This is a genomic window from Paraburkholderia atlantica (assembly GCF_000092885.1).
GTDB classification, from domain to species: Bacteria; Pseudomonadota; Gammaproteobacteria; order Burkholderiales; family Burkholderiaceae; genus Paraburkholderia; species Paraburkholderia atlantica.
Map to the genome: position 1 here is coordinate 2,041,516 of NC_014117.1, position 22,870 is coordinate 2,064,385.

General features: G+C 64.5%; 17 protein-coding genes. 8 read left to right on the top strand and 9 right to left on the bottom strand.

What is annotated here, in order from left to right; genetic code table 11:
• On the top strand, positions 1-798 hold the full coding sequence (locus BC1002_RS09105) for a UDP-2,3-diacylglucosamine diphosphatase (protein ID WP_013089756.1): 798 nt from the start codon (positions 1-3) through the stop codon (positions 796-798).
• 75 nt (positions 799-873) lie between these two features.
• Here the strand turns inward: BC1002_RS09105 and cysE are convergent, their stop codons facing one another.
• Positions 874-1,707, bottom strand: a complete 834-nt coding sequence (gene cysE, locus BC1002_RS09110; RefSeq protein ID WP_013089757.1) for a serine O-acetyltransferase — start codon at positions 1,705-1,707, stop codon at positions 874-876.
• A 265-nt stretch (positions 1,708-1,972) separates the two neighbouring features.
• The gene (locus BC1002_RS09115; protein WP_013089758.1) at positions 1,973-2,803 is read right to left on the bottom strand and encodes an RNA methyltransferase; all 831 of its coding nucleotides are present in this window, start codon (positions 2,801-2,803) and stop codon (positions 1,973-1,975) included.
• Positions 2,804-3,138: 335 nt separating this feature from the next.
• On the opposite strand from BC1002_RS09115, the gene BC1002_RS09120 reads away from it, so the two are divergent.
• The 4 genes from BC1002_RS09120 to BC1002_RS09135 all read left to right on the top strand — a co-directional run bounded on the left by BC1002_RS09120 (position 3,139) and on the right by BC1002_RS09135 (position 9,748).
• Positions 3,139-3,939: an inositol monophosphatase family protein gene (locus tag BC1002_RS09120; protein ID WP_013089759.1), complete on the top strand. Its 801-nt coding sequence runs from the start codon at positions 3,139-3,141 to the stop codon at positions 3,937-3,939.
• Positions 3,940-4,152: 213 nt separating this feature from the next.
• Complete coding sequence (gene lplT / locus BC1002_RS09125; protein WP_013089760.1) at positions 4,153-5,451, top strand: lysophospholipid transporter LplT; 1,299 nt, start codon at positions 4,153-4,155, stop codon at positions 5,449-5,451.
• A gap of 207 nt (positions 5,452-5,658) precedes the next feature.
• Entirely contained in the window at positions 5,659-8,346 is a 2,688-nt protein-coding gene (gene mutS, locus BC1002_RS09130; protein WP_013089761.1) for a DNA mismatch repair protein MutS, read from the top strand.
• Positions 8,333-9,748 carry a metallophosphoesterase gene (locus BC1002_RS09135; RefSeq protein ID WP_013089762.1) on the top strand — a complete coding sequence of 472 codons (1,416 nt, stop codon included), beginning with the start codon at positions 8,333-8,335 and terminating at the stop codon, positions 9,746-9,748. The genes mutS and BC1002_RS09135 overlap by 14 nt, the downstream gene beginning before the upstream one ends.
• Here BC1002_RS09135 and BC1002_RS09140 read toward each other — a convergent pair.
• Positions 9,728-10,270: an FKBP-type peptidyl-prolyl cis-trans isomerase gene (locus BC1002_RS09140; RefSeq protein WP_013089763.1), complete on the bottom strand. Its 543-nt coding sequence runs from the start codon at positions 10,268-10,270 to the stop codon at positions 9,728-9,730. The genes BC1002_RS09135 and BC1002_RS09140 overlap by 21 nt on opposite strands.
• 32 nt (positions 10,271-10,302) lie before the next feature.
• Between BC1002_RS09140 and BC1002_RS09145 the strand changes: the two genes are divergently transcribed.
• A complete protein-coding gene (locus BC1002_RS09145; protein WP_013089764.1) occupies positions 10,303-11,556 on the top strand; it encodes a cupin domain-containing protein in 1,254 nt (417 codons plus the stop codon).
• Between the two features lie 231 nt (positions 11,557-11,787).
• Positions 11,788-12,036 carry a hypothetical protein gene (locus BC1002_RS38790; RefSeq protein ID WP_035491217.1) on the top strand — a complete coding sequence of 83 codons (249 nt, stop codon included), beginning with the start codon at positions 11,788-11,790 and terminating at the stop codon, positions 12,034-12,036.
• A 199-nt stretch (positions 12,037-12,235) separates the two neighbouring features.
• Here BC1002_RS38790 and BC1002_RS09155 read toward each other — a convergent pair whose 3' ends face one another.
• The 3 genes from BC1002_RS09155 to BC1002_RS09165 form a co-directional block, all read right to left on the bottom strand.
• Positions 12,236-14,488, bottom strand: a complete 2,253-nt coding sequence (locus BC1002_RS09155) for a DNA repair helicase YoaA (protein ID WP_013089765.1) — start codon at positions 14,486-14,488, stop codon at positions 12,236-12,238.
• Positions 14,489-14,551: 63 nt separating this feature from the next.
• On the bottom strand, positions 14,552-14,770 hold the full coding sequence (locus BC1002_RS09160) for a DUF465 domain-containing protein (protein WP_013089766.1): 219 nt from the start codon (positions 14,768-14,770) through the stop codon (positions 14,552-14,554).
• A 148-nt stretch (positions 14,771-14,918) separates the two neighbouring features.
• Positions 14,919-15,884, bottom strand: coding sequence for a coiled-coil domain-containing protein (locus BC1002_RS09165; protein ID WP_041734649.1), 966 nt, complete (start codon positions 15,882-15,884; stop codon positions 14,919-14,921).
• Between the two features lie 319 nt (positions 15,885-16,203).
• Between BC1002_RS09165 and BC1002_RS09170 the strand changes: the two genes are divergently transcribed.
• A complete protein-coding gene (locus tag BC1002_RS09170; protein WP_013089768.1) occupies positions 16,204-18,555 on the top strand; it encodes a Tex family protein in 2,352 nt (783 codons plus the stop codon).
• 153 nt (positions 18,556-18,708) lie between these two features.
• Here the strand turns inward: BC1002_RS09170 and BC1002_RS09175 are convergent, their stop codons facing one another.
• The 3 genes from BC1002_RS09175 to BC1002_RS09185 form a co-directional block, all read right to left on the bottom strand.
• Positions 18,709-20,595: a potassium transporter Kup gene (locus tag BC1002_RS09175; protein ID WP_013089769.1), complete on the bottom strand. Its 1,887-nt coding sequence runs from the start codon at positions 20,593-20,595 to the stop codon at positions 18,709-18,711.
• A 232-nt stretch (positions 20,596-20,827) separates the two neighbouring features.
• Positions 20,828-21,400: a phosphoribosyltransferase gene (locus tag BC1002_RS09180; protein WP_013089770.1), complete on the bottom strand. Its 573-nt coding sequence runs from the start codon at positions 21,398-21,400 to the stop codon at positions 20,828-20,830.
• 18 nt (positions 21,401-21,418) lie between these two features.
• Positions 21,419-22,765, bottom strand: coding sequence for an adenylosuccinate synthase (locus tag BC1002_RS09185; RefSeq protein WP_013089771.1), 1,347 nt, complete (start codon positions 22,763-22,765; stop codon positions 21,419-21,421).
• Between the last annotated feature and the right edge of the window lie 105 nt (positions 22,766-22,870).

Below are 22,870 nucleotides of genomic sequence, written 5' to 3' on the forward strand. Positions count from 1 at the left end.
ATGCTGCAAGAGACGCCGCTGCGAAGCGTCGCCGCGGGCGTGCCAGGCGAGGGCCCACGCCCGCACGCCGCGCGCCCTTTTTTCTTCCTCTCCGATCTGCATCTGAGCGAGGCGATTCCGCGCACGGTCGCCGCGTTCGAGCACTTCATCCGCGTGAACGCGGAAGCGGCCGACTCGGTTTTCATCCTCGGCGACCTGTTCGAATACTGGGTCGGCGACGACATGCTGAGCGAGCCGTTCGTCGCCCGTATTGCCGCGTTGCTGCACACGCTGTCCGAGCGCGGCATCGCGCTCTACATCATGCACGGCAATCGCGACTTTCTGCTGGGCAAGCGCTTCATGAAAGCGGCCGGCGCGATCTGGCTGCCCGATCCGTTCGTGATCACCGCGTTCGGCACGCGCATTGCGCTGGCCCATGGCGATGGTCTGTGCACCGCGGATCGCGGCTATCAGTTGTTCAGGTGTTTCGCACGCAATCGACTCGCGCAAACACTGTTTCTCGCGTGGCCGTTTCGCTGGCGTCGCAAGCTCGCCGAGAACATGCGCTCAAAGAGCGAGCACGGCCGCACGCGGCCGATGTCGATCAAGTATGACGTGACCCCGCGAGGTGTCGCCGCGCTGTTCAAGAAATCGAAGACCGCGACGATCATTCATGGGCATACCCATCTGCCCGCGCGGCATCGCGAGCCTGGCGGCACGCGTTGGGTTCTGCCGGACTGGGACCTCGATCACGGCAAACGCCGTGGCGGCTATCTGAAGATCGATGCCGACGGGATTCGGGCGTTGCCGCTGGATTGACCAGGTTTGGCCTGCTTTCGCCGGGTTCGGCCTGATAGGTATGGCGTGCGCTTCGCGCTGCCGAAGCGCCGATATCTAGCGCTCCGCCACCGCCCCTTCCACCTTCCCCGCGATCGCCGCCGATAGCCGCCGCAGGTCGAGCAGCGCCGCATCCGCGCCTTGCAGCCCTTCGAGGCTCGTGCCGAGTCGCTCGAGCGCATCGACGATTTCGTCGATACGCCGCGCCTGGGTAGCCGCATGATCGATCAGACCGTGAATCGCGAGCGAAACCGGATCGTCCGCATTGGGCGTGATGCCGTATGCGCAGAACGCGCTGATTTCGCCGCCGCGCTTCGCGTCACGCGCGGCGTTGTTCGTATTCGCGTTGACGCCGTTCGCGTCCGTGGCGAGCGCAGCCGGCACGATGATCCGCGCCGGATTGCCGACCGCCGTACCACGCGCGGGCACCGGCTTCGTCACCACCGCGTTCGATCCGATCTTCGCGTCCGCGCCGATCGTGAAACCGCCGAGCACCTTGGCGCCCGCACCGACGATCACACCACGCTCGAGCGTCGGATGCCGCTTCGCGCCGCGTGTGAGCGACGTGCCACCGAGCGTCACACCCTGATAGATCGTGCAGTCGTCGCCGATCTGCGCGGTCTCGCCGATCACGACGCCCATGCCGTGATCGATGAACACGCGCCGCCCGACGGTCGCGCCCGGATGGATCTCGATGCCGGTCATGAAGCGCGCCATCTGCGACACGAAACGCGCGAGCCAGCGGCGCTTCGCACGCCAGCACGCGTGCGCGATCCGATGCAGCACGAGCGCGTGCAGCCCCGGATAACACGTGAGCACTTCCCATGCGCTGCGGGCGGCGGGATCGCGCTCGCGGATCGTGGCGATATCTTCGCGAAGTCTCGTGAACATGGCAGGGACTGTGTTGTATTGGGGGAAAAACCGTCTGCGTGAGGGGAGCCGCGCGCTTTGCGCTCTGCGCTTGCGTGGGACTCAGCAATTCGCGCCACACGTGACGGCATGGCTGCCGCTTAGCACGGCGGCAGCTTTGTTTCTGACGTTTCGTGGATTGTAGGGCGATTGCGCGAAACCTGCCTGAAGTCCCCGTCACCCGCAAGGTTGTCCTCAGATCAAGGCGGCGCATCAGGTACGCCGCGACGGGCTCGTCAACGGACCGTCAGCCGGTCCGCCCGGTCTTGAGCAGGATGTGCTTGGCGATGCCGCGCACGATGTTGACCTCCTCGCGCTCGAGGCCCGAGCGCGCGAAGAGCCGCCGCAGCCGTGACATCAGCTTCTTCGGGTTGGACGGATCGAGAAACTCGAGCGCGACCAGTGCGCTTTCCAGGTGGACGAACATGCTCTCGATCTCGTCGCTGGCTGCCATCTGCGCGCGCGTACCGGCGGATTCGGCCGGCGCTATGCGTGCCCCCGGGGCGGGCGCGCCGTCGGTCGTTTGATCGGTGCCGAGATACGCGGTGCGCAGTTCGTACGCCAGCACCTGCACCGCCTGCGCGAGATTGAGCGAGCTGTAGGCCGGATTGGCCGGAATATGCGCGATCGCACTGCATCGCTCGACGTCCTCGTTCGACAGGCCCGTGCGCTCGTTGCCGAACACCAGCGCGATCTCGCCGTGCAGCGCCTCTGCGTGCGCGGCGGCGGCAGCCGCACGCGGTGTCCATTGCGGCGGACCGTATTCGCGCAGCCGCGCGGTCAGCGCGATCGACCAGTGCACGCCGGCCAGCGCATCGGCGAGCGATGGCACCACGTGCACGGAGGCAAGCACGTCGTCGGCGCCGCTCGCCATCGCGATCGCTTCGGGATCGTTCTGCACGTTCGGCACGCGCGGCGACACGAGCACGAGGCGCGAAAAACCCATGGTTTTCAGCGCCCGCGCCGCGGCGCCGACGTTGCCCGGATGGCTGGGCTCGACCAACACGAAACGCGTCGACGTGAAGCCGCCGCGCAAATCGGCTACGGTGGGGTCGCAGGAATGGTGGGTGTGATCCACGATGAAACTCGGCTGGCTAGAACTCAAGACGCGTATGGTAGCGCCAACGGGCGCCCGTGCGGCACATCCGCTCTACGTAGGCGAGCACCTGCGCGAGGGCGGCCGGACTCAGGTAAAATACCGCTTTTCGCGTCCGGCACCGACGTTTGCTGAAGCCTCCGTCGAACCGGCCGCACCGTTCTTATTCAATTCGTCTCCGTCGACGGAATGCGCTCCGGTTTGATAGCCGGGCTGCCGTTCCGTGCTGTTTTTGCGTCGTTGCGGCGCCCGTCAGCGCAGGTTTCGCGCTTATTTACCGGCCGGCAGTCGTGCTGCCCCGGCACAAGGATCAGTTTATGCATCCCATGCTCAATATCGCTGTGAAGGCCGCGCGCCGCGCAGCTCAGATTATCAACCGCGCATCGCTCGATCTCGACCTGATTCAGGTCAGCAAAAAGCAGCACAACGATTTCGTCACGGAGATCGACAAAGCCTCCGAAGCGGCGATCATCGAAACGCTGAAGACCGCCTATCCCGATCACGCCATCCTCGCCGAAGAGTCGGGCAAGTCGGACGACAATTCCGAATACCAGTGGATCATCGATCCGCTCGACGGCACCACCAACTTCATCCACGGCTTCCCTTACTACTGCGTGTCGATCGCGCTCGCGCACAAGGGCATCATCACGCAGGCCGTCGTCTACGATCCGACCCGCAACGATCTGTTCACCGCATCGCGTGGCCGTGGCGCGTTCCTCAACGATCGCCGCATCCGCGTCGCCAAGCGTGACCGCCTCGCCGACTGCCTGATCGGCACCGGCTTCCCGTTCCGCCAGTCGGACAACCTCGAATCGTACGGCCATCAGTTCGCCGAGATGACCCAAGCCTGCGCGGGCTTGCGCCGTCCGGGCGCCGCCGCGCTCGATCTGGCCAACGTCGCGGCCGGCCGCATGGACGGCTTTTTCGAGCAGGGCCTGAACGCATGGGACGTCGCGGCGGGCAGCCTGCTGATCACCGAAGCCGGTGGTCTGGTCGGCAACTACACCGGTGATTCGGATTTCCTGCACGTCGGCGAAGTCGTCGCGGGCAATCCGAAGGTCTACGCGCAGATGATTCCGATTCTGTCGCGCTTCAGCCGCACGCGGCAGTCGGCGTAAAGTGCGTCGCCGCGGACAGTCCGCGGCTGCGCAGGACGGTTGTGCAGAAAAGCGGCTTCGGCCGCTTTTTTGTTGGCGGCGTTGAAGTGTGCGGGGCGTCATGCCAAAAAGCCGCGGTGACTCGGGACAGGGCCTCGGCCGGGACCGTTCTGTGCTCCCTGCCGCATTGACCCTGTCCGACTTTCACCCCGGGCGCAGACTCCAACCGGCCCCATGAAAAAAGGCTTCCATACGATCATCGCGGCCCAGTTCATTTCGTCGCTGGCCGACAATGCGCTGTTGATCGCAGCCATCGCGCTGCTTTCCGTCATGCGCTCGGCCGCGTGGGTTACGCCGCTGCTGCAGATCTTCTTCACGATCTCGTACGTGCTGCTCGCGCCCTTTGTCGGCGCGTTCGCCGATTCGATGCAAAAGCGCCATGTGATGTTCATCTCCAACGCGCTGAAGGCGAGCGGCTGCCTGATGATGATCGTCGGCGTTCATCCGATGATCGCCTACGGCGTGGTCGGCTTCGGCGCGGCCGCGTATTCGCCCGCCAAGTACGGCATCCTCACCGAGCTGCTGCCCGCCGAAAAGCTCGTGCACGCGAACGCGTGGCTCGAATCGGCGACGGTGCTGTCGACGATCGTCGGCACGATGCTCGGCGGTGCGCTGATCAGCACCGTCGTCGAGCATTTCGTCAAGCGCGTGCATATGCCGCTGATGCACTCCGCCGCCGATCTCGCGATGGCCGCGGTCATGCTCACCTACGCGATCGCCGCCGCGATCAACGTCTTCATTCCGAATACCGGCGCGCGCTATCCGAACCGGCTGACCGAGCCGAACAAGCTGCTCGGCGATTTCCATCACTGCTTCCGTGTTCTGTGGGCCGACCGGCTCGCGCAGATCGCGCTGTGGGTGACCACGCTGATGTGGGGCGCCGCGGTGACGATGCAGCTGCTGGTGCTCAAATGGGCGAACGTGAACCTCGGGCTGTCGTTGTCGAAAGCCGCGGTGATGCAGGGCGTGACCGGCGTCGGCATCGCGATCGGCGCGGCCGGTGCGGCCGCGCTGATTCCGTTGCGTCACTCGCTGAAGGTTTTGCCGGTCGGCGTGCTGACGGGCGCAGTGGCGATCGCGATGGCCTTCTACAACAAGGACCTGTTCCCGCCCGGCGCGGGCCTGCGCTTCGGCACGCACGTCGCACCCTACTACGTTCTGCTGGCCTATCCGCTGATGATCGTGCTCGGCGCGCTGTCGGGCTTTTTCATCGTGCCGATGAACGCGGTCCTGCAGCATCGCGGCGCGACGCTGCTGTCGGCCGGTCACTCGATCGCCGTGCAGAATTTCAACCAGAACCTCGCGGTGCTGCTGATGCTCGGCGTGTACGCGCTGCTGCTCACGGCAAAGATGCCCGCGCAGTGGATCATCGTCGTGTTCGGCAGCTTCATCACGCTGCTGATGTGGCTCGCGAAACGCCGCAGCGCCGAGAACGAACGCAGAGTGGACATGCGGGCGATGATCGAGGAATGAATGCATCAGGGTGCTCCGGGCAATGACCGCGCGGCGCGGCTCGACGGGCGCAGCGCGCCCTGACCGCGTAAAACACACGCTTTGATCGGATCGCTCATGCTGCCATCCGGCTCTCGGGTTGGGCATCGTCCGTTCGGCCAGGGTCCGCTCGCCGCGTCGGCGGGTTAAACTCACGCCCTGAGCATCTACCGCAAGAAGACACGAAGGATGGGCATTCAAACCGCAGCGGCCAACGACGTCGCACAACACACGCCGATGATGCAGCAGTACCTGCGCATCAAGGCGGAGCATCCGGGCACGTTGGTGTTCTACCGGATGGGCGACTTCTACGAACTCTTTTTCGACGACGCGGAAAAAGCCGCGCGCCTGCTCGACCTGACGCTCACGCAGCGCGGGGCATCGGCGGGCAATCCGATCAAGATGGCCGGCGTGCCGCATCACTCGGTCGAACAGTATCTGGCCAAGCTGGTGAAGCTCGGCGAATCGGTCGCGATCTGCGAACAGATTGGCGACCCGGCCACGTCGAAAGGCCCGGTCGAGCGCAAGGTCATGCGCGTGGTTACGCCTGGCACGCTAACCGACGCCGCGCTGCTGTCCGACAAGAGCGACGTCTATCTGCTCGCGCTGTGCGTCGCGCACAATCGCCGCGGCGTCGCGACGAGCGTCGGTCTCGCGTGGCTCAATCTCGCGAGCGGTGCGCTGCGCCTCGCCGAAGTTGCGCCCGATCAGGTCGCCGCCGCGCTGGAGCGCATCCGTCCCGCGGAAATTCTGATCGCCGACGCGACCGCCGATTCGACCAGCTGGACACCGCCTGTCAGCGCGAGCGCGCTCAAGCGCGTGCCGGCCTGGCACTTCGATGTCACGTCGGGCGCGAAGCGCCTGTGCGATCAACTCGAAGTCGCGAGCCTCGACGGCTTCGGCGCGCATTCGCTCGGCTGCGCATGCGGCGCGGCCGGCGCGTTGCTGCTGTACGCGGCGTCCACGCAAGGCCAGCAGCTGCGTCACGTGCGCAGCCTGAAAGTCGAATCCGAATCCGAATACATCGGCCTCGATCCGGCCACGCGCCGCAATCTCGAACTCACGGAGACGCTGCGCGGCACCGAATCGCCGACGTTGTGCTCGCTGCTCGACACCTGCTGCACGACGATGGGTAGCCGCCTTCTGCGTCACTGGCTGCATCATCCGCCGCGCGATTCGGCGGTGGCGCAGGCGCGGCAGCAGGCGATCGGCGCGTTGCTCGACGCGCCGCCGGGCACCGATCTCGATACGTTGCGCAGCGCATTGCGGCAGATTTCGGACATCGAGCGGATCACCGGACGTCTCGCGCTGCTGTCGGCGCGGCCGCGCGATCTGTCGAGCCTGCGCGATACCTTCATCGCACTGCCTGCGTTGCGCGCGCAGCTTGCGGCGGTGGCAGCGAACGCGGATTCGCTCGCGCGCATCGACGCGGCGCTCGAGCCGCCGCACGAGTGCGTCGATTTGCTGAAGCTCGCGGTCGCCCAAGAGCCGGCCGCGATGGTGCGCGACGGAGGCGTAATCGCGCGTGGCTATGACGCGGAACTCGACGAACTGCGCGATATTTCGGAGAACTGCGGACAGTTTCTGATCGATCTCGAAACACGCGAACGCGCGCGCACCGGCATCAACAATCTGCGCGTCGAGTACAACAAGGTGCACGGCTTCTATATCGAAGTCACGCGCGGCCAGACCGACAAGGTGCCCGACGACTATCGCCGTCGGCAGACGTTGAAGAACGCCGAGCGCTACATCACGCCCGAGCTGAAGACCTTCGAGGACAAAGCACTGTCCGCGCAGGAACGCGCGCTCGCGCGCGAACGCGCACTGTACGACGCGTTGCTGCAAGCGTTGCTGCCGTTCATTCCGGACTGTCAGCGCGTCGCGCTCGCGCTCGCCGAACTCGATCTGCTGGCCGCGTTCGGCGAACGCGCTCGCGCGCTCGACTGGGTCGCGCCGACGTTTTCGGCGAACGCCGGTATCGACATCGAGCAGGGTCGCCATCCGGTGGTCGAGGCACAGGTCGAGCAGTTCATCGCCAACGATTGCACGCTCGCTACCGAGCGCAAGCTGCTGTTGATCACCGGTCCGAACATGGGCGGCAAGTCGACTTTCATGCGCCAGACCGCGCTAATTGCGCTGCTCGCTTACGTGGGCAGCTACGTGCCGGCGCGGCGCGCGGCCTTCGGACCGATCGACCGCATCTTCACGCGCATCGGCGCGGCCGACGACCTCGCCGGCGGCCGCTCGACCTTCATGGTGGAGATGACCGAAGCCGCCGCGATCCTCAACGACGCGACGCCGCAAAGTCTGGTGCTGATGGACGAGATCGGCCGCGGCACGTCGACGTTCGACGGCCTCGCCCTCGCGTGGGCGATCGCGCGCCACCTGCTCGCCCACAACGGCTGCTACACGCTGTTCGCCACGCACTATTTCGAGCTGACGCAACTGCCCGGGGAGTTTCCGCACGCAGCCAACGTGCATCTGTCGGCGGTCGAGCATGGGCATGGCATCGTGTTCCTGCATGCGGTCAACGAAGGACCGGCCAATCAGAGCTACGGTCTGCAGGTCGCGCAGCTCGCCGGTGTGCCGAACGCGGTGATCCGCGCGGCGCGCAAGCATCTCGCGCATCTGGAGCAGCAATCGGCCGCGCAGCCCGCGCCGCAACTCGATCTGTTTGCGACGCAGCCTGCGATGCTCGCCGAAGATGCGGACGACGACCACGAGTCGGCGAGCAACGCAACGCCAGCGTCGCCCGCGATGCAGACGCTCGTCGAGCGTCTGCGCGGCATCGATCCGAACGATCTGCGGCCGCGCGAAGCGCTCGATCTGCTGTACGAACTGCATGAACTGGCCGTCGCGCCGGATGCGGACCACTGACACGCGGAGATACGCGCCGCGCCCGCGCGGGCTTCGCGCGGCGCTGCGCCGCGTGCTCGCGCCGGTAGGCGGCATCGTCGCGCTCGCGGCCGTGTGCGCATGGAGCGCGCCGGCGCACGCCGAGGCCTCGCGCTTCGGGTTCGCGGTGATCTCCGACACGATGCACAGCCCCGCCGACGAAGCCGCCACGCAACGGCTGCTCGATGCGATCGGCCGCGAGCGCGACGTGCGCTTCATCGTCTACGACGGCAATCTGAAGGGCCCGAAGGAAGTTTGTCGCGACGAGTTGTTCGAGCGCCGTCACGCGTTGCTCGATAGCTCGCGCTCCGCCCTCTTCTTTATCCCCGGCCAGCATGACTGGATCGATTGTGGCACCGCGGAGGCCGGCGGCTTCGATCCGGTCGAGCGGCTCGACCAGTTACGGCAAACGCTATTCGCCGATCCGACCTCGATGGGACAGAACCCGATCGCATTGACGCGCGAGAGCGAGGTATCGCGCTTCCGCCCGTTCCGCGAAAACGTGCGCTGGGTGGTCAACGAAAAAGCGAACACCAAGGGCGGCGACATCGTCTTCATCGGCCTGAACGCGCCGGGTCCGAACAATCACTACCTGAGCGCGGGCGGCCGCAACGGCGAGTTCGAAGATCGCGTGATCGCCAACGCATTCTGGCTCGAGCACGCGGCCGAATACGCGAAGCGCCGCGACGCGCGCGCGATCGTCGTGTTCATTCAGGGCGACTTCGAACCGGAGCGCTACGAGCGACCCGAACGGTTCGCCTGGCTGCACTTCGCGCACAGTCCGCGCCGCGACGGCTTTCTCGAATTCAAGCGCAGTCTGGTCAAGCTCGCGCAGATTTTCTCCGGACCCGTGGTCGTCGTTCATGCAGACGACGAACGGCAGGCCGGAGGTTTCGTCATCGATCAGCCCCTACGCAACGACAAGGGGATGGTCGTGACGAATCTCACGCGCATTGCGCTCGCGCCGCGTGATCGTCTCAACCAATGGATTCAGATAGAAGCGGATTTCGGCAGGAAGCCGCCGTTCAGGGTCAGCGTGCGCGACGTGCCGAAGCAGATGCCGCTGCCCGCCACGCCGCCGGTCTTGCCGCCCGTATCGCCGCGCGACGAATCCGGCGCGTCGATGCCGGCTGCCCCGGAGATGCCGAATGTGGAAGGGTTTGGGCCGACGTCGGAATTGCCGCCCGTATTGCAGACGCCTGGAGAGTCGCAGGACCAGCAGCCGCGCGTCCCGTCCGACCAGGGCGGCGGCGACTATGGACCCGCGATCTCGATGCCGCCGGGGTCGATACTGCCAGCTTCGCCGGCGTTGCCCGCATCGGTGCCGCCTGCCCCCGCGACGACACCGCGCACACCCGCAAGCTCAGTGCAGGGTCGGTTTTGAGTTGTCGTCTTCGTCCTCGTCTTCGTCGTCGTCGAGGACTTCAAGGCCGTCCGCGCCATGCGCGTGCTCGTGCTGGATTTCGTCTTCAGTTGCCGGACGCACGTCCTTGACGGTCAACGCGAAACGCAGCGCCATGCCGGCGAGCGGATGGTTGCCGTCGAGCACGACCTTGTCTTCAGCGACGTCGGTCACCACGTAGACCAGCGCATCGATTTCTTCGTCGCCATCTTCCGGGGTGCCTTCGAACTGCATGCCGACCTCGAGCGGTTCCGGGAAACGATCGCGCGGCTCGATCTTCACAAGCTCGGGATCGTATTCGCCGAACGCGTCTTGCGGCTCGAGCTGGATCTGGGTTTCGAAGCCAGCCTCATGGCCGTCGAGCTCTTCCTCGATCTTGGGGAACGTGCCATCATAGCCGCCGTGAAGATAGACCATCGGCTCTTCGCTTTCCTCGATCAGATTGCCTTGCGCATCCGACAGCTTGTACGCGACCGACACGACGGTGTTCTTTGCGATTTTCATTCGATTCTCCAGAATACAACTCACATTATACGATGCCCAGGCGGCCCACTCACCTCCCGGCCGATGCACATTCGGCAAGCAATTCGCCGTCTGCTGCAAAGCCGGCCACGCAGCCCATTCTCCCGCCCTCGCCCGACATTCCGACCGCACTGCTCGGCCAGCTTAGCCCGTCGCAATTCATGCGCCGCTACTGGCAGAAAAAGCCGCTGCTGATCCGCAAGGCGATTCCGGACATCGAAGCACCGCTGTCGCGCGACGAGTTGTTCGAACTGGCCGATCAGGACGACGTCGAAGCGCGCCTGATCACGCACTTCCGCAACAAATGGCAGCTGGAGCACGGCCCGTTTGCGCCCGACGAACTGCCGTCCGTCAAACAGCGTGCGTGGACGCTGCTGGTGCAGGGCGTCGACCTGCATGACGATCGCGCCCGCGCGTTGCTCGACCGTTTCCGCTTCGTGCCGGACGCACGTCTCGACGACCTGATGATTTCGTATGCGACCGATGGCGGCGGCGTCGGCCCTCACTTCGATTCCTACGATGTGTTTCTTTTGCAAGTAAAAGGCAAGCGCCGCTGGCGTATCAGCGCGCAAAAAGACCTGACATTGCAGCCCGGATTGCCGTTGAAAGTTTTACAGCACTTCGAGCACGATGAGGAGTGGGTACTCGAGCCCGGCGACATGTTGTATCTGCCGCCGCACATCGCGCACGACGGCATCGCCGAGGGCGAATGCATGACCTGTTCGATCGGTTTTCGCGCACCGTCCGAGAGCGAGCTGACCGCGCAGTTCCTGTACCACCTGGCCGAGCGTGGAGAGGCCACAGGCAAGGCCGGCGCCCTCTACCGCGATCCTCGCCAGGCCGCCGTCGAGCGACCGGCCGAACTGCCCGCGGCGCTCGTCGAACGGGTGGGCGCGATGCTTGCTAAAGTGCGATGGAATGAGCAGGACATTGCGTCGTTCCTCGGCACGTATCTCAGCGAACCGAAGCCGAGTGTCGTCTTTGATCCGCCGCAACGGCCGCTCAACGAAGCCCGTTTCATCGGCGTCGCATCGAAATCCGGTCTACGGCTAGATCGCAAGACTAACTTGTTGTATGAACGTCGTTTTTTCTTCGTAAATGGAGAAGAAATCACGTGGGACGGCGCGAAAAAATGGCTGTTTGATCTCGCGAATCTGAGGTCCATGAGTGCGAAACGCTTTGTAACACTATCGCACGATTCAGCTGTGACATCACTGCTACACGAGTGGTATCGTGCGGGCTGGATACAGGTGGGCGAGCTTGCGTAACTCTGCCCACGTGCTATACCGTACAGTGAAATTTTGTATGAGAAAGACAACGTATTGACCCCGGATTTATCGACTGTCAGTACGAAAGTGCATATAATTTCCGCCCAAGCCGTAGGGAAGATTCCAGCTCTCGAAAGAGCATCTCCACCAGCGGCCCAGGTCGGTGTTGGAGCACATTACCGGTTTTATTTTGCGCTGTTGCTTACCTTTAAACCATAAAAGGACGTGATCATGAAGAAATCCCTCCTCGTAGCATCCCTGTTGGCAGCTGTGGCACTCGCTGCATGCAATAAGAGCGAACAAGCCGCTGCTCCGTCAGATGCTGCGTCCGCGCCTGCTGCCGCGTCCCCGGCAGAAGCAGCATCGCCGGCAGTCGCAGCATCCCCGGCAGAAGCAGCATCGCCCGCAGAAGCAGCATCCCCGGCTGAAGCAGCATCGCCGGCAGTCGCAGCATCGCCGGCTGCAGGCGCAAGTCAGTAAGCTGCGCTTGCTCGACGTTGCGACGGCTCCCGTCGCAGCTAACGTCGATGCAGGAGGCTGCTTAAACCAGCAGCCCCTGGCAAGCAGCATTAAAAAGCCACGAATGCAAATTCGTGGCTTTTTGTTTGCGATGCACCGCGCATGCGGCACACGCCGTTGGGTTGCTGCGCCACCTGAACGCAGCAACCGATCAAGACATTCAACCGCGTTCGACCGGTTCCTCGAAGAACTCCCGGACCACCTCTATTTCGCGGGTGCGCTTGAACGGCGGCAGACTCTGCCAGATACGGCGGCCATAAGGTTTATCGACTAGACGCGTATCGCAGATCATCAGCACGCCGCGATCGGTCTCCGCGCGAATCAGCCGGCCCGCACCCTGCTTCAGCGTGATCACGGCTTGCGGCAACTGATGCACGGCGAACGGGCTCAAGCCCTTCTTCGTCAGTGCGTCGAGCCGCGCGGCCAGCACGGGATCGTCTGGCGGCGCAAACGGCAGCTTGTCGATCACGACCAGCGACAGCGCGTCGCCCCGCACGTCCACGCCTTCCCAGAAGCTCTGACTACCGACCAGAATCGCATTGCCGTAAGCGCGAAAGCGGTCGAGCAGCTCGGTGCGGCTCGCATCGCCCTGCACCAGCAGCGGATAGTCCCAGCCGCGCGATTCGATCGCGTCGCGCAGCTTCGCCGAGATACGGTCCACCGCGCGCAGCGTCGTGCACAGCATGAAGACGCCGCCGCCCGATGCTTCGATCGCGGGCAATGCCGCATCGAACACGGCGTCGGTGAACATCGGCGATGACGGCTGCGGCAGATTACGCGGCACGTACAGAAGCCCTTGCGACGGATAATCGAACGGGCTCGGCAAGGTCATCGAGCGCTTCGAGTTCAAGCCCATCTGCGCCGCGTAGTGCGTGAAGTCGCCGCGCACCGACAGCGTCGCCGATGTGAAGATCCATGCGCGCGGCACGCCGGCGCGCTGCTTCGCGAAAATCGGCGCGACCGACAACGGCGTTTCGTGCAGCTGCACCGTGTGCGAGAACACCTCGATCCAGCGGACCTTCTCGTTAGGATCGGTGCGCCCGGCATCTGCGTCGCCCTCGCGTGTGGCAACCGCGTCGCGTTCCGCGCTCGTGGGCGGCGTGGTCCAGCCGCTCAGCACGTCCTGCAACTCGCGCGCGCGACGCAGACATGCGCCCAGCGATTCGGCTCGCTCGGCCTGTCCCGCCAACGCCGAGGCCAACGCGTCGAGCTCGGCTTCGAGCGTGTCGAGCGCGGGGAACAGCGGATGATCGGCGGGCAACTGGCCGATCGACAGACGCACCGTGTCTTCCTTGAACGCGAGCCGCACGTCGCGCGCGGCGCGCTCGAGCGTCGCGCCGAGCTTGACCCAATCGACCGCATCGCGTGCATGACCGAGGCCCTCGGCCACCGAATCGCGTGCGAGCTCGAGGAACTGCGCGGTCGATAGCGTCTCGCCGAAAAACAGCGTGGCGGTTTCGGGCAACTGATGCGCTTCGTCGAAGATGACCGTGTTCGCAGTCGGCAGCAGCTCCGCCATGCCGGTATCGCGCAGCATGATGTCGGCGAAAAACAGATGATGGTTGACCACCACGATATCGGCCTGCTGCGCTTCGCGGCGCGCCTGCATCACGAAGCAGTCCTTGTAGTGCGGACACTCCTGGCCGAGACAGTTGTCGCGCGTGGACGTGACCATCGACCACACGTGCGCCGTCTCCGGCACGCTCGCGAGTTCGGCCTTGTCGCCGGTGCGCGTGATCTTCGCGAAGCGCACGATGTCCTGCAGATACGAGGTTTCCTGGCGCGACGGCAGACGGCCGTTGTCCGCGGTGCGTTGCAGGTAGTAATGGCACAGGTAGTTCGCGCGGCCCTTCAGCATCGCGACCGACACCGGCACCGCGAGCGCGTCGCGCACGGTTGGAATATCGCGCTGGAACAGCTGATCCTGCAGATGCTTGGTGCCGGTCGAGACGATCACCTTGCCGCCCCACAGCATGGCCGGCACGAGGTACGCATAGGTCTTGCCGGTACCGGTCCCTGCTTCGACGATCAGCGTGTTCTCACCCGCTTCCACTTCATCGGCTTCGGCGCTACTGTCGGTCGACTCAGCGGGGGTGTCAGCACCGGTCTGCTGCAGGCGTCGCGCCGGGCGTTTGTGCGTCTCGAACATCGCGGGCTCGGGCATCGCGCGGCCCGACGCCTCCATCGCCGCGGCAACCGCGCGCGCCATCTCGATCTGCGACGCACGCGGCCGATAACCGTCGATCTGCCGCGCGAGCAGACCGTTGTCGGCGAAGATGTCGTCGAGCTCGCTCGCGCGACGCCGACTCAGCGACCCACCTGGCACCGGCGCTGCCGCGCGCGGCGCGGGCGTGCCCGAAGCGGATGCGTTGTCCGGCGCGGCCCGGGATGAAGTGTCATGCGATGAATTCAAGGCAAGCGTTCCTGCTAAGTCCGGCTCGCGCGCTGCGCGCCCGGCGCCTGCCAGGCCGCGAACTCAGGCGCGCGCGTCCGGTTCGAGCTGCAATTGCAGCAAGATGATGGTGTCCTTGACTTTGAGTTTGCGCTTTTTCAGGCGCTGCAACTCGAAGTCGTCGATGCCGGGTTCATCCGACATCCGGTCGATCAACCGGTCGAGTCCACTATGCTCCGATTCCAGTTGCAGAATGCGGTCGCGAAGTGTGTTTGCGTCGATGACGTGATGACGATCGCGCATGCTCGCCTCCTCTGGTCGGCGGCATCAACCGCGTGCGCGCGGTCCGATGCCTGAGGTTGCTGTCCGGCTCAAAACGCGTTACGGCGACTACGGCGGCCGTGGCCACGACCGCCACGGCTCACTCTACGGCACTGCCACTACAGCACGCTTACTGTTGCTGTTGTTGCTGTTGTTGCTGTTGTTGCTGCTTTTGCTGCTCTTCGAGCTGTTGCTGCTTCAACTGGTCCTGACGCTTCTGCTCGGCCTTTTCGGCGGCCTGCTTTTGACGTGCTTCGACATCGAGCTTGTGCTGCGCGGCCTCGGCCTGCTTCCGCTCGAAGTTCTCCTGTTTCTGCTGGCGCTCCAGGGCCTGTTGCGCGCCCTGCCGACGCGCTTCCTCGAGCTTGCGCTGGTAGTCGCTCTGCTTCTGGTCGTAGGCCTTCTGATTGGCTGCCGACTGCGCCGGCGTGACACCACGCTGCGCCTGGTCGAGTGCGTGCTGGCGCTGCTTCTGTTCGTAGGCCTGCGCATTGGCCTGGTGCTGCGGTGCCGCGGCATTGCGCTGCGCCTGCTCGAGCGCGTGCTGACGCTGCTTCTCCTCGTACGCCTGGGCATTGGCTTCGCGCTGCGGCGCCTCGGCGTTGCGCTGCGCCTGATCGAGCGCGTGCTGACGCTGCTTTTCCTGATAAGCCTGCTCGTTGCGCGCGTCTTCGGCGGCGCGTGCCGGCGCTTCCGCCTCGTTTTGCGCGCGCCGCATTGCCGTGCGTTCGTCGCGCTCGCGGGCGCGCTGCGCACGCTGTTCGGCGTCGAGCGCGAGCTGTTCCTTGCGGATGTCCGCCTGCACGCTGCGCATCGCGTCGCGCGCGCGATTCAGACAGTGATTGACGAAGAAGCGGCTGTAGCAGTTGTGTTGCGCGACAGCGAATTGATAGTTGTTGTCGTCGGTGCGCTGATTGAGCACCTGTTGCCGCTCGTCGAACGACTTGTCCAGCGCGGCTGCATCACTCGCGCTTTGAGGGGTGCCGGCCGTTGCCGCGGCTTGAGGGCCCGAGGCCCCGACCGGCGCAGCACCTTGCGCGGGCGTCGCGCTCTGCGCCGCGGCCGACAGCGGCACGGCGAGCACAGCAGCGATCACGCACGACGCGACCGCCGTTACAACAGACGGACCGAACCAGCGCAACGAAACCAGCGGCAATTGAGACGAACCCCGAGACGAACCCGGCAGCGAACCTGACGCCAGCGAAGAGACCAGGCGGTTGAGGGACAAGGAGATTGGCAACGTCGTAGAGGGTCAACGGAACATGCCCGAAATTCTAACACCCCGCGGTTGAGCCCTTTGGCATTTATGGCAAAATGCCCCGCTCTAGCAACCTGGTCGCGGCGCACGCCGGGCCTGTCCCAAATTGCCGCCCGCGCGCGGCCCATCACTGAGTCCGCAGGAACACCAAGACCTTATGACGGAAACCGTAGCACTCAAGATCGTCCAGCGCATCGCCACCGAACTGTCCGTCCAGCCGCGCCAGGTCGCGGCCGCGGTGGAACTACTCGACGAAGGCGCGACCGTTCCGTTCATCGCCCGTTACCGCAAGGAAGTGACCGGCAATCTCGACGACACGCAATTGCGTAATCTCGAGGAACGCCTGCTCTATCTGCGCGAGCTGGAAGACCGGCGCGCGGCGATCATCGCGAGCATCGACGAACAGGGCAAGCTCACCGACGAACTGCGCGGCGCCATCGAAGGCGCCGACAGCAAACAGGTGCTGGAAGACCTCTATCTGCCGTACAAACCGAAGCGCCGCACGCGCGCGCAGATCGCGCGCGAAGCCGGTTTGCAGCCGCTGGCGGACGCGCTGCTCGACAATCCGCTGCTCGATCCGCAAGCCGAAGCCGCGGCCTACGTGGACGCCGACAAAGGCGTCGCCGATGTGAAGGCCGCGCTCGACGGCGCGCGCGACATCCTCTCCGAGCAGTTCGGCGAAACCGCCGAACTGCTCGGCAAGCTGCGCGACTACCTGTTCAACCAGGGCGTGGTGTCGTCGAAGGTCGTGGAAGGCAAGGAAACGGCGGAGGAAGAGAAATTCCGCGACTACTACGACTACGCCGAAACGATCCGCACGGTGCCGTCGCATCGCGCGCTCGCGCTGTTCCGCGGCCGCAATGCCGGCGTGCTGATGATCAAGCTCGGTCTCGGCGAAGAGCTCGACGCGCAGGTGCCGCACCCGGGTGAAGCGCTGATCGCGCGGCATTTCGGCATCGCCAATCAGAACCGTCCTGCCGACAAGTGGCTCTCCGACGTCTGTCGCTGGTGCTGGCGAGTGAAGGTGCAGCCGCACCTCGAAAACGAGCTGCTGACCAACCTGCGCGATGAAGCCGAACACGAAGCGATCCGCGTGTTCGCGCGCAATCTGAAAGATCTGCTGCTCGCGGCGCCCGCTGGTCCGAAGGCCGTGATCGGTCTCGATCCGGGCCTGCGCACCGGCGTGAAAGTGGCGGTGGTCGACCGCACCGGCAAGGTGCTTGCGACCGACACGATCTACCCGCACGAGCCGCGCCGCGACTGGGACGGCTCGCTCGCGAACCTCGCGCGCCTTGCCGCGCAAACGCAGGCCGAGCTGATCAGCATCGGCAACGGCACCGCGTCGCGTGAGACGGACAAGCTCGCGAGCGAGCTGATCGCGCGTCACCCGGAGCTGAAGCTGCAGAAGATCGTCGTGTCGGAAGCGGGCGCGTCGGTGTACTCGGCGTCCGAACTCGCGGCAAAGGAATTCCCCGACATGGACGTGTCGCTGCGCGGCGCGGTGTCGATCGCGCGACGTCTGCAAGACCCGCTCGCCGAGCTCGTGAAGATCGAGCCGAAGGCGATCGGCGTCGGCCAGTATCAGCACGACGTGAACCAGCGCGAACTCGCGCGCTCGCTCGACGCGGTCGTCGAAGACTGCGTGAACGCGGTCGGCGTCGATGCCAACACCGCGTCGGTCGCGCTGCTCGCGCGGGTATCGGGTTTGAACGCGACGCTCGCGCGCAACATCGTCGACTATCGTGATGCGAACGGGCCGTTCCCGTCGCGCGAACATCTGCGCAAGGTACCCCGCCTTGGCGACAAGACTTTCGAGCAGGCCGCCGGCTTCCTGCGCATCAACAACGGCGAGAATCCGCTCGACCGCTCGTCGGTGCACCCGGAAGCGTATCCGGTCGTCCAGCGCATTCTCGCGAAGATCAGCAAGCAGGTCGGTGAAGTGCTCGGCAATCGCGACGCGTTGCGCGGACTGTCACCCACCGAATTCGTCGACGAGCGCTTCGGGCTGCCAACCGTGCGCGACATCCTGGTCGAACTCGAAAAGCCGGGCCGCGATCCGCGCCCCGAGTTCAAGACCGCGACGTTCCGCGAAGGCGTCGAGAAGGTCAGCGACCTGATCCCGGGGATGGTGCTCGAAGGCGTCGTGACGAACGTCGCGGCGTTCGGCGCGTTCATCGACGTCGGCGTGCATCAGGACGGTCTCGTGCACGTGTCGGCGATGTCGACGAAGTTCGTGAAGGACCCGCACGAAGTCGTGAAGGCCGGACAGATCGTCAAGGTCAAGGTGCTCGAAGTCGACGTGAAACGCCAGCGCATCGCGCTGACGATGCGTCTCGACGACGAACCCGGCGCGGCGGCCGCGCGCAGCGGCGGCGGTGCGCAGCAGGATCGCGGCGGCTCGGGCGGCTTCAACCGCGGCGGAGCGGGACGCGGCGCGCCGCAGCGCTCGCGCGAACCGGAGCCGGGCGGCGCGATGGCGGCCGCGTTTGCGAAGCTCAAGCAGAAGTGAGCGTGTCGGACCGGGGCGCGTCGTTGCACGTGCTCTGGTCCGTTGCATGACCGTGTCGCGCGCTCGGCCGCTTTTACGGACACGCGCATAGACAAAAAGCCCACGCATTGCGTGGGCTTTTCGTTGGCGCTCCCGCACGTCACGCGCGGACCGTCAAATCTCGATCTTCGTCCCCAGTTCCACGACCCGGTTAGCCGGGATGCTGAAAAAGTCGGTAGGCTTCGCGGCGTTCTGATGCATCCACGCGAACACCCGCTCACGCCACACCGACATGCCAGGCAATTGCGTCGGCACCACCGTTTCGCGCGCGAGGAAGAACGACGTGTCCATCAATTCGAAGGTCATGTCGTGCGTGCGGCCGACGTCGAGCAGCACCGCCTTCACATCGGGCGTTTCGTTGAAGCCGTAGGCTGCCTTCACCAGCCACAGGCCACCGTTCATGTCCTTCACAGTCACGCGATCGGAGTCCTTCACGTACGGAATGTCACGCGTGACGAAGGTCAGGAAGATGGTGCGCTCGTGCAGCACCTTGTTGTGCTTCAGGTTATGCAGCAGGCTCACTGGCACCAGCGAATCGCTGCCGGTCAGATAGATCGCGGTGCCCGACACGCGATGCGGCGGATGCGCGAGCAGTCCCTGCAGGAACGGCATCAACGGAATACCGTCGGCAGCGGTGCGTTCCTTCACGATCATCCTGCCCTTGAACCACGTCATCAGCAGGAAGAACAGCAGGCCGCCGATGCACAGCGGCAACCAGCCGCCCTCTTCGATCTTCAGCAGGTTCGCGCCGAAAAAGCCGAGGTCGACCACCAGGAACACGCCGATGATGAGTCCGACGAGCAGTTTGTTCCAGTTCCACACTTTCACCATCACGACGCAGGCGAGGATCGTCGTGATCACCATCGTTGCCGTCACCGCGATACCGTACGCGGCCGCCAGATTGTCGGAGCTCTTGAACGCGATCACGATGCACAGGATGATGAACAGCAGCATCCAGTTCACGACCGGCACATAGATCTGCCCGATCGCGAGTTCGGACGTGTGCAGGACCTTCATGCGCGGCACGTAGCCGAGCTGGATCGCCTGACTCGTCAGCGAGTAGGCACCCGAAATCACCGCCTGCGAAGCGATCACCGTCGCGACCGTCGACAGCACCACGAGCGGCAGCAGCGCCCAGTCCGGCGCGAGCAGGAAGAACGGATTTTCGATCGCCTTCGAGTCGTGCATCAGCAGCGCGCCCTGGCCGAAGTAGTTCAGCACCAGCGACGGCATCACGAGCACGTACCAAGCCATGCGGATCGGCTTTGCTCCGAAGTGGCCCATGTCCGCGTACAGCGCTTCGGCGCCGGTCAGCACCAGCACGACCGAGCCGAGCACCACATAGGCCTGCAGCACGTGCGCGGCCATGAAGGTGTACGCATAGTACGGATTGAGCGCGCGGATTACGCTCGGCGACTGCATGATATGCCACAGGCCGAGCGCGGCGAGCACGAGGAACCACAGCGTCATGATCGGCCCGAACAGACGGCCGACCGTGGCCGTGCCGTGCCGCTGGATCCAGAACAGCACGATCAGGATCACGATGGTCAGCGGAATCACCAGATGCGAGAGATGCGGCGCGGCGATTTCCAGACCTTCGACCGCCGAGATCACCGAGATCGCCGGCGTGATCACCGCGTCGCCGTAAAACATGCAGGCACCGAAGATACCGAGCATCATCAGAAGGCCGGCCATTCTGGATTTCTGATCGACCGAGCGCAACGCCAGCGCCATCAGCGCGAGGACGCCGCCCTCGCCGTTGTTGTCGGCGCGCATCACGAACAGCACGTACTTGACGCCGACCACGATCATGATTGCCCAGAACAGCAGCGAGATCACGCCCAGGATCGACTGATCGGTCAACGGGATACCGTGCGACGGGCTGAAGGCTTCCTTCAGCGAGTACAACGGACTCGTACCGATGTCGCCGAACACCACTCCGATCGCGGCAATCGCAAGGGAAGGAAGCGGCTGTTTGTGCTCGTGGTTGTTATCTGTCATGGACGCGAGGAAATCCGTTCCCGGGCGGAAAAAACGACCGCTATTTTAAACTGCCCATCCGGTACCGCCCGGCTTGTTGTGGATACGCCACGTGGATGTCCGCGCAGTGTAGCACTGCGATATGGACGCGTCTGTCGCGGGGCGGACGTCCCGGCGCCGCGTGGCTCATAAAAAAACGGAGCCCGACTGGGCTCCGTTTTGTGACACCGCGATTGATCCGCGCGGCCTCGCATCAATTGCCCGACGCCTCCTCGGCCTGGGCAATGCCGCGCTTGATCCACGCGCCGAGGTTATGCGGACGCACCGTGTCCCACTCCTCGAACGGCTGATGAATCCACGGGTTGGTGGGCAGGTACTGCACGTGGTAATCGGGCTTCACTTTCGAGCAGCCCTTGTACCACAGCACCGCCGAGCGCACCGCGGTGATGGCCGGATAGCGTTCCTTCAGATGCTGCTGTACGCGCGCGAGCGTGACACCCGAATCGACGAGGTCGTCGACGAGCAGCACGTTGCCGTGCAGTTCGCCGCGGGTCATCGTGATGTATTGCGCGATGTCGAGTTCGCCCTGCTGCGTGCCCGCCGCCTCGCGATACGAACTCGTTGCGAGAATGGCCAGCGGCAGATCGTAGATGCGCGACAGCTGGTCGCCGACGCGCAGACCGCCGCGCGCGAGGCACAGGATCTTGTCGAACTTCCAGCCCGATTCGTGCACGGCGAGTGCGAGCACCTCGATCAGCCGGTGATATTCGTCCCAGCCGACCCACAGGTTCTTGTCGTCGTTACGCGGATCTTTCATCGCGATCATTGGTACACCTTGCATCACTTAGACCTTGAACGGATGACGCAGCAGAATCGTTTCGTCGCGATCCGGACCGGTGGACACCATGTCGATCGGAATACCCGCAACTTCCTGCACGCGCGTCAGATACGCACGCGCGTTGGCGGGCAGCTTGTCCCATTCCTTGATGCCGACCGTGCTTTCCTTCCAGCCCGCGAAGGTTTCGTAGACCGGTACGCAGCGTGCGACTTCGGTCGCGCCGCGCGGCAGCAGATCGACGTTCTGGCCGTCAACCGTGTAGCCGACGCACAGCTTCACTTCGTCGAGACCGTCGAGCACGTCGAGCTTGGTCATGCACAGACCCGTCACGCCATTGATCTGGATCGAGCGGCGCAGCGCGGAGACGTCGAGCCAGCCGGTGCGGCGCGGACGGCCGGTGACCGAGCCGAATTCCTTGCCGACGGTGGCCAGTTCGAGACCGATCGGGTCCTGGCGCGAGGCATTGTCCGCATCGTACAGTTCGCTCGGGAACGGGCCCGAACCGACACGCGTGCAGTACGCCTTCGTGATGCCGAGGATGTAGTTGAGCTTCTGCGGACCGACACCCGCGCCCGCTGTCGCGGCGCCCGCGACGCAGTTGCTCGACGTGACGAACGGATAGGTGCCGTGATCGATGTCGAGCAGCGTGCCCTGCGCGCCTTCGAACAGCAGGTTGCCGCCGTTCGCGTTGACGTCGTACAGACGGCGCGACACGTCGGTCACCATCGGCTTCAGACGGTCGGCGTAGCTCAGCATCGTGTCGAGCGTTTGCTGGAAGTCGACCGCGGCGGCGCCGAGGTACTGCGTGAGCACGAAGTTGTGATAGTCGAGGTTTTCGCGCAGGCGCTCGGCGAAGGCCGGCGCGTCGAACAGGTCCTGCACGCGCAGGCCGCGGCGCGCGACCTTGTCTTCGTAAGCCGGGCCGATGCCGCGGCCGGTCGTGCCGATCTTGCTCGCGCCGCGGCGCGCTTCGCGGCCCTGGTCGATCGCGATGTGATACGGCAGGATCAGCGTGGTGGCTTCGGAAATCAACAGGCGCTTCTGGACGTCGATGCCGGCGGCTTCGAGTTCGCCGATTTCCTTGAACAGCGCTTCCGGCGACAACACGACGCCATTGCCGATATAGCACGCGACGCCGGGATGCATGATGCCCGACGGAATCAGACGCAAGATGGTTTTCTTGCCGCCGATGATGAGCGTGTGACCGGCATTGTGACCGCCCTGGAAGCGAACGACGCCCTGAGCGTGGTCCGTCAGCCAGTCGACGATCTTGCCCTTGCCCTCATCACCCCATTGGGTACCCACGACGACGACGTTGCGCCCGGGGTTCACATTCACTGCGCTGGCAGACATGTTGTTTCGTAAGCTGGTTAAAAACGTATTTTACCTAGGTTCGCGGAAGCTTCCGGAATTTTTCCGTTTCCGCTCAACGGTATGCACGTTATGTTGAGTATTGCG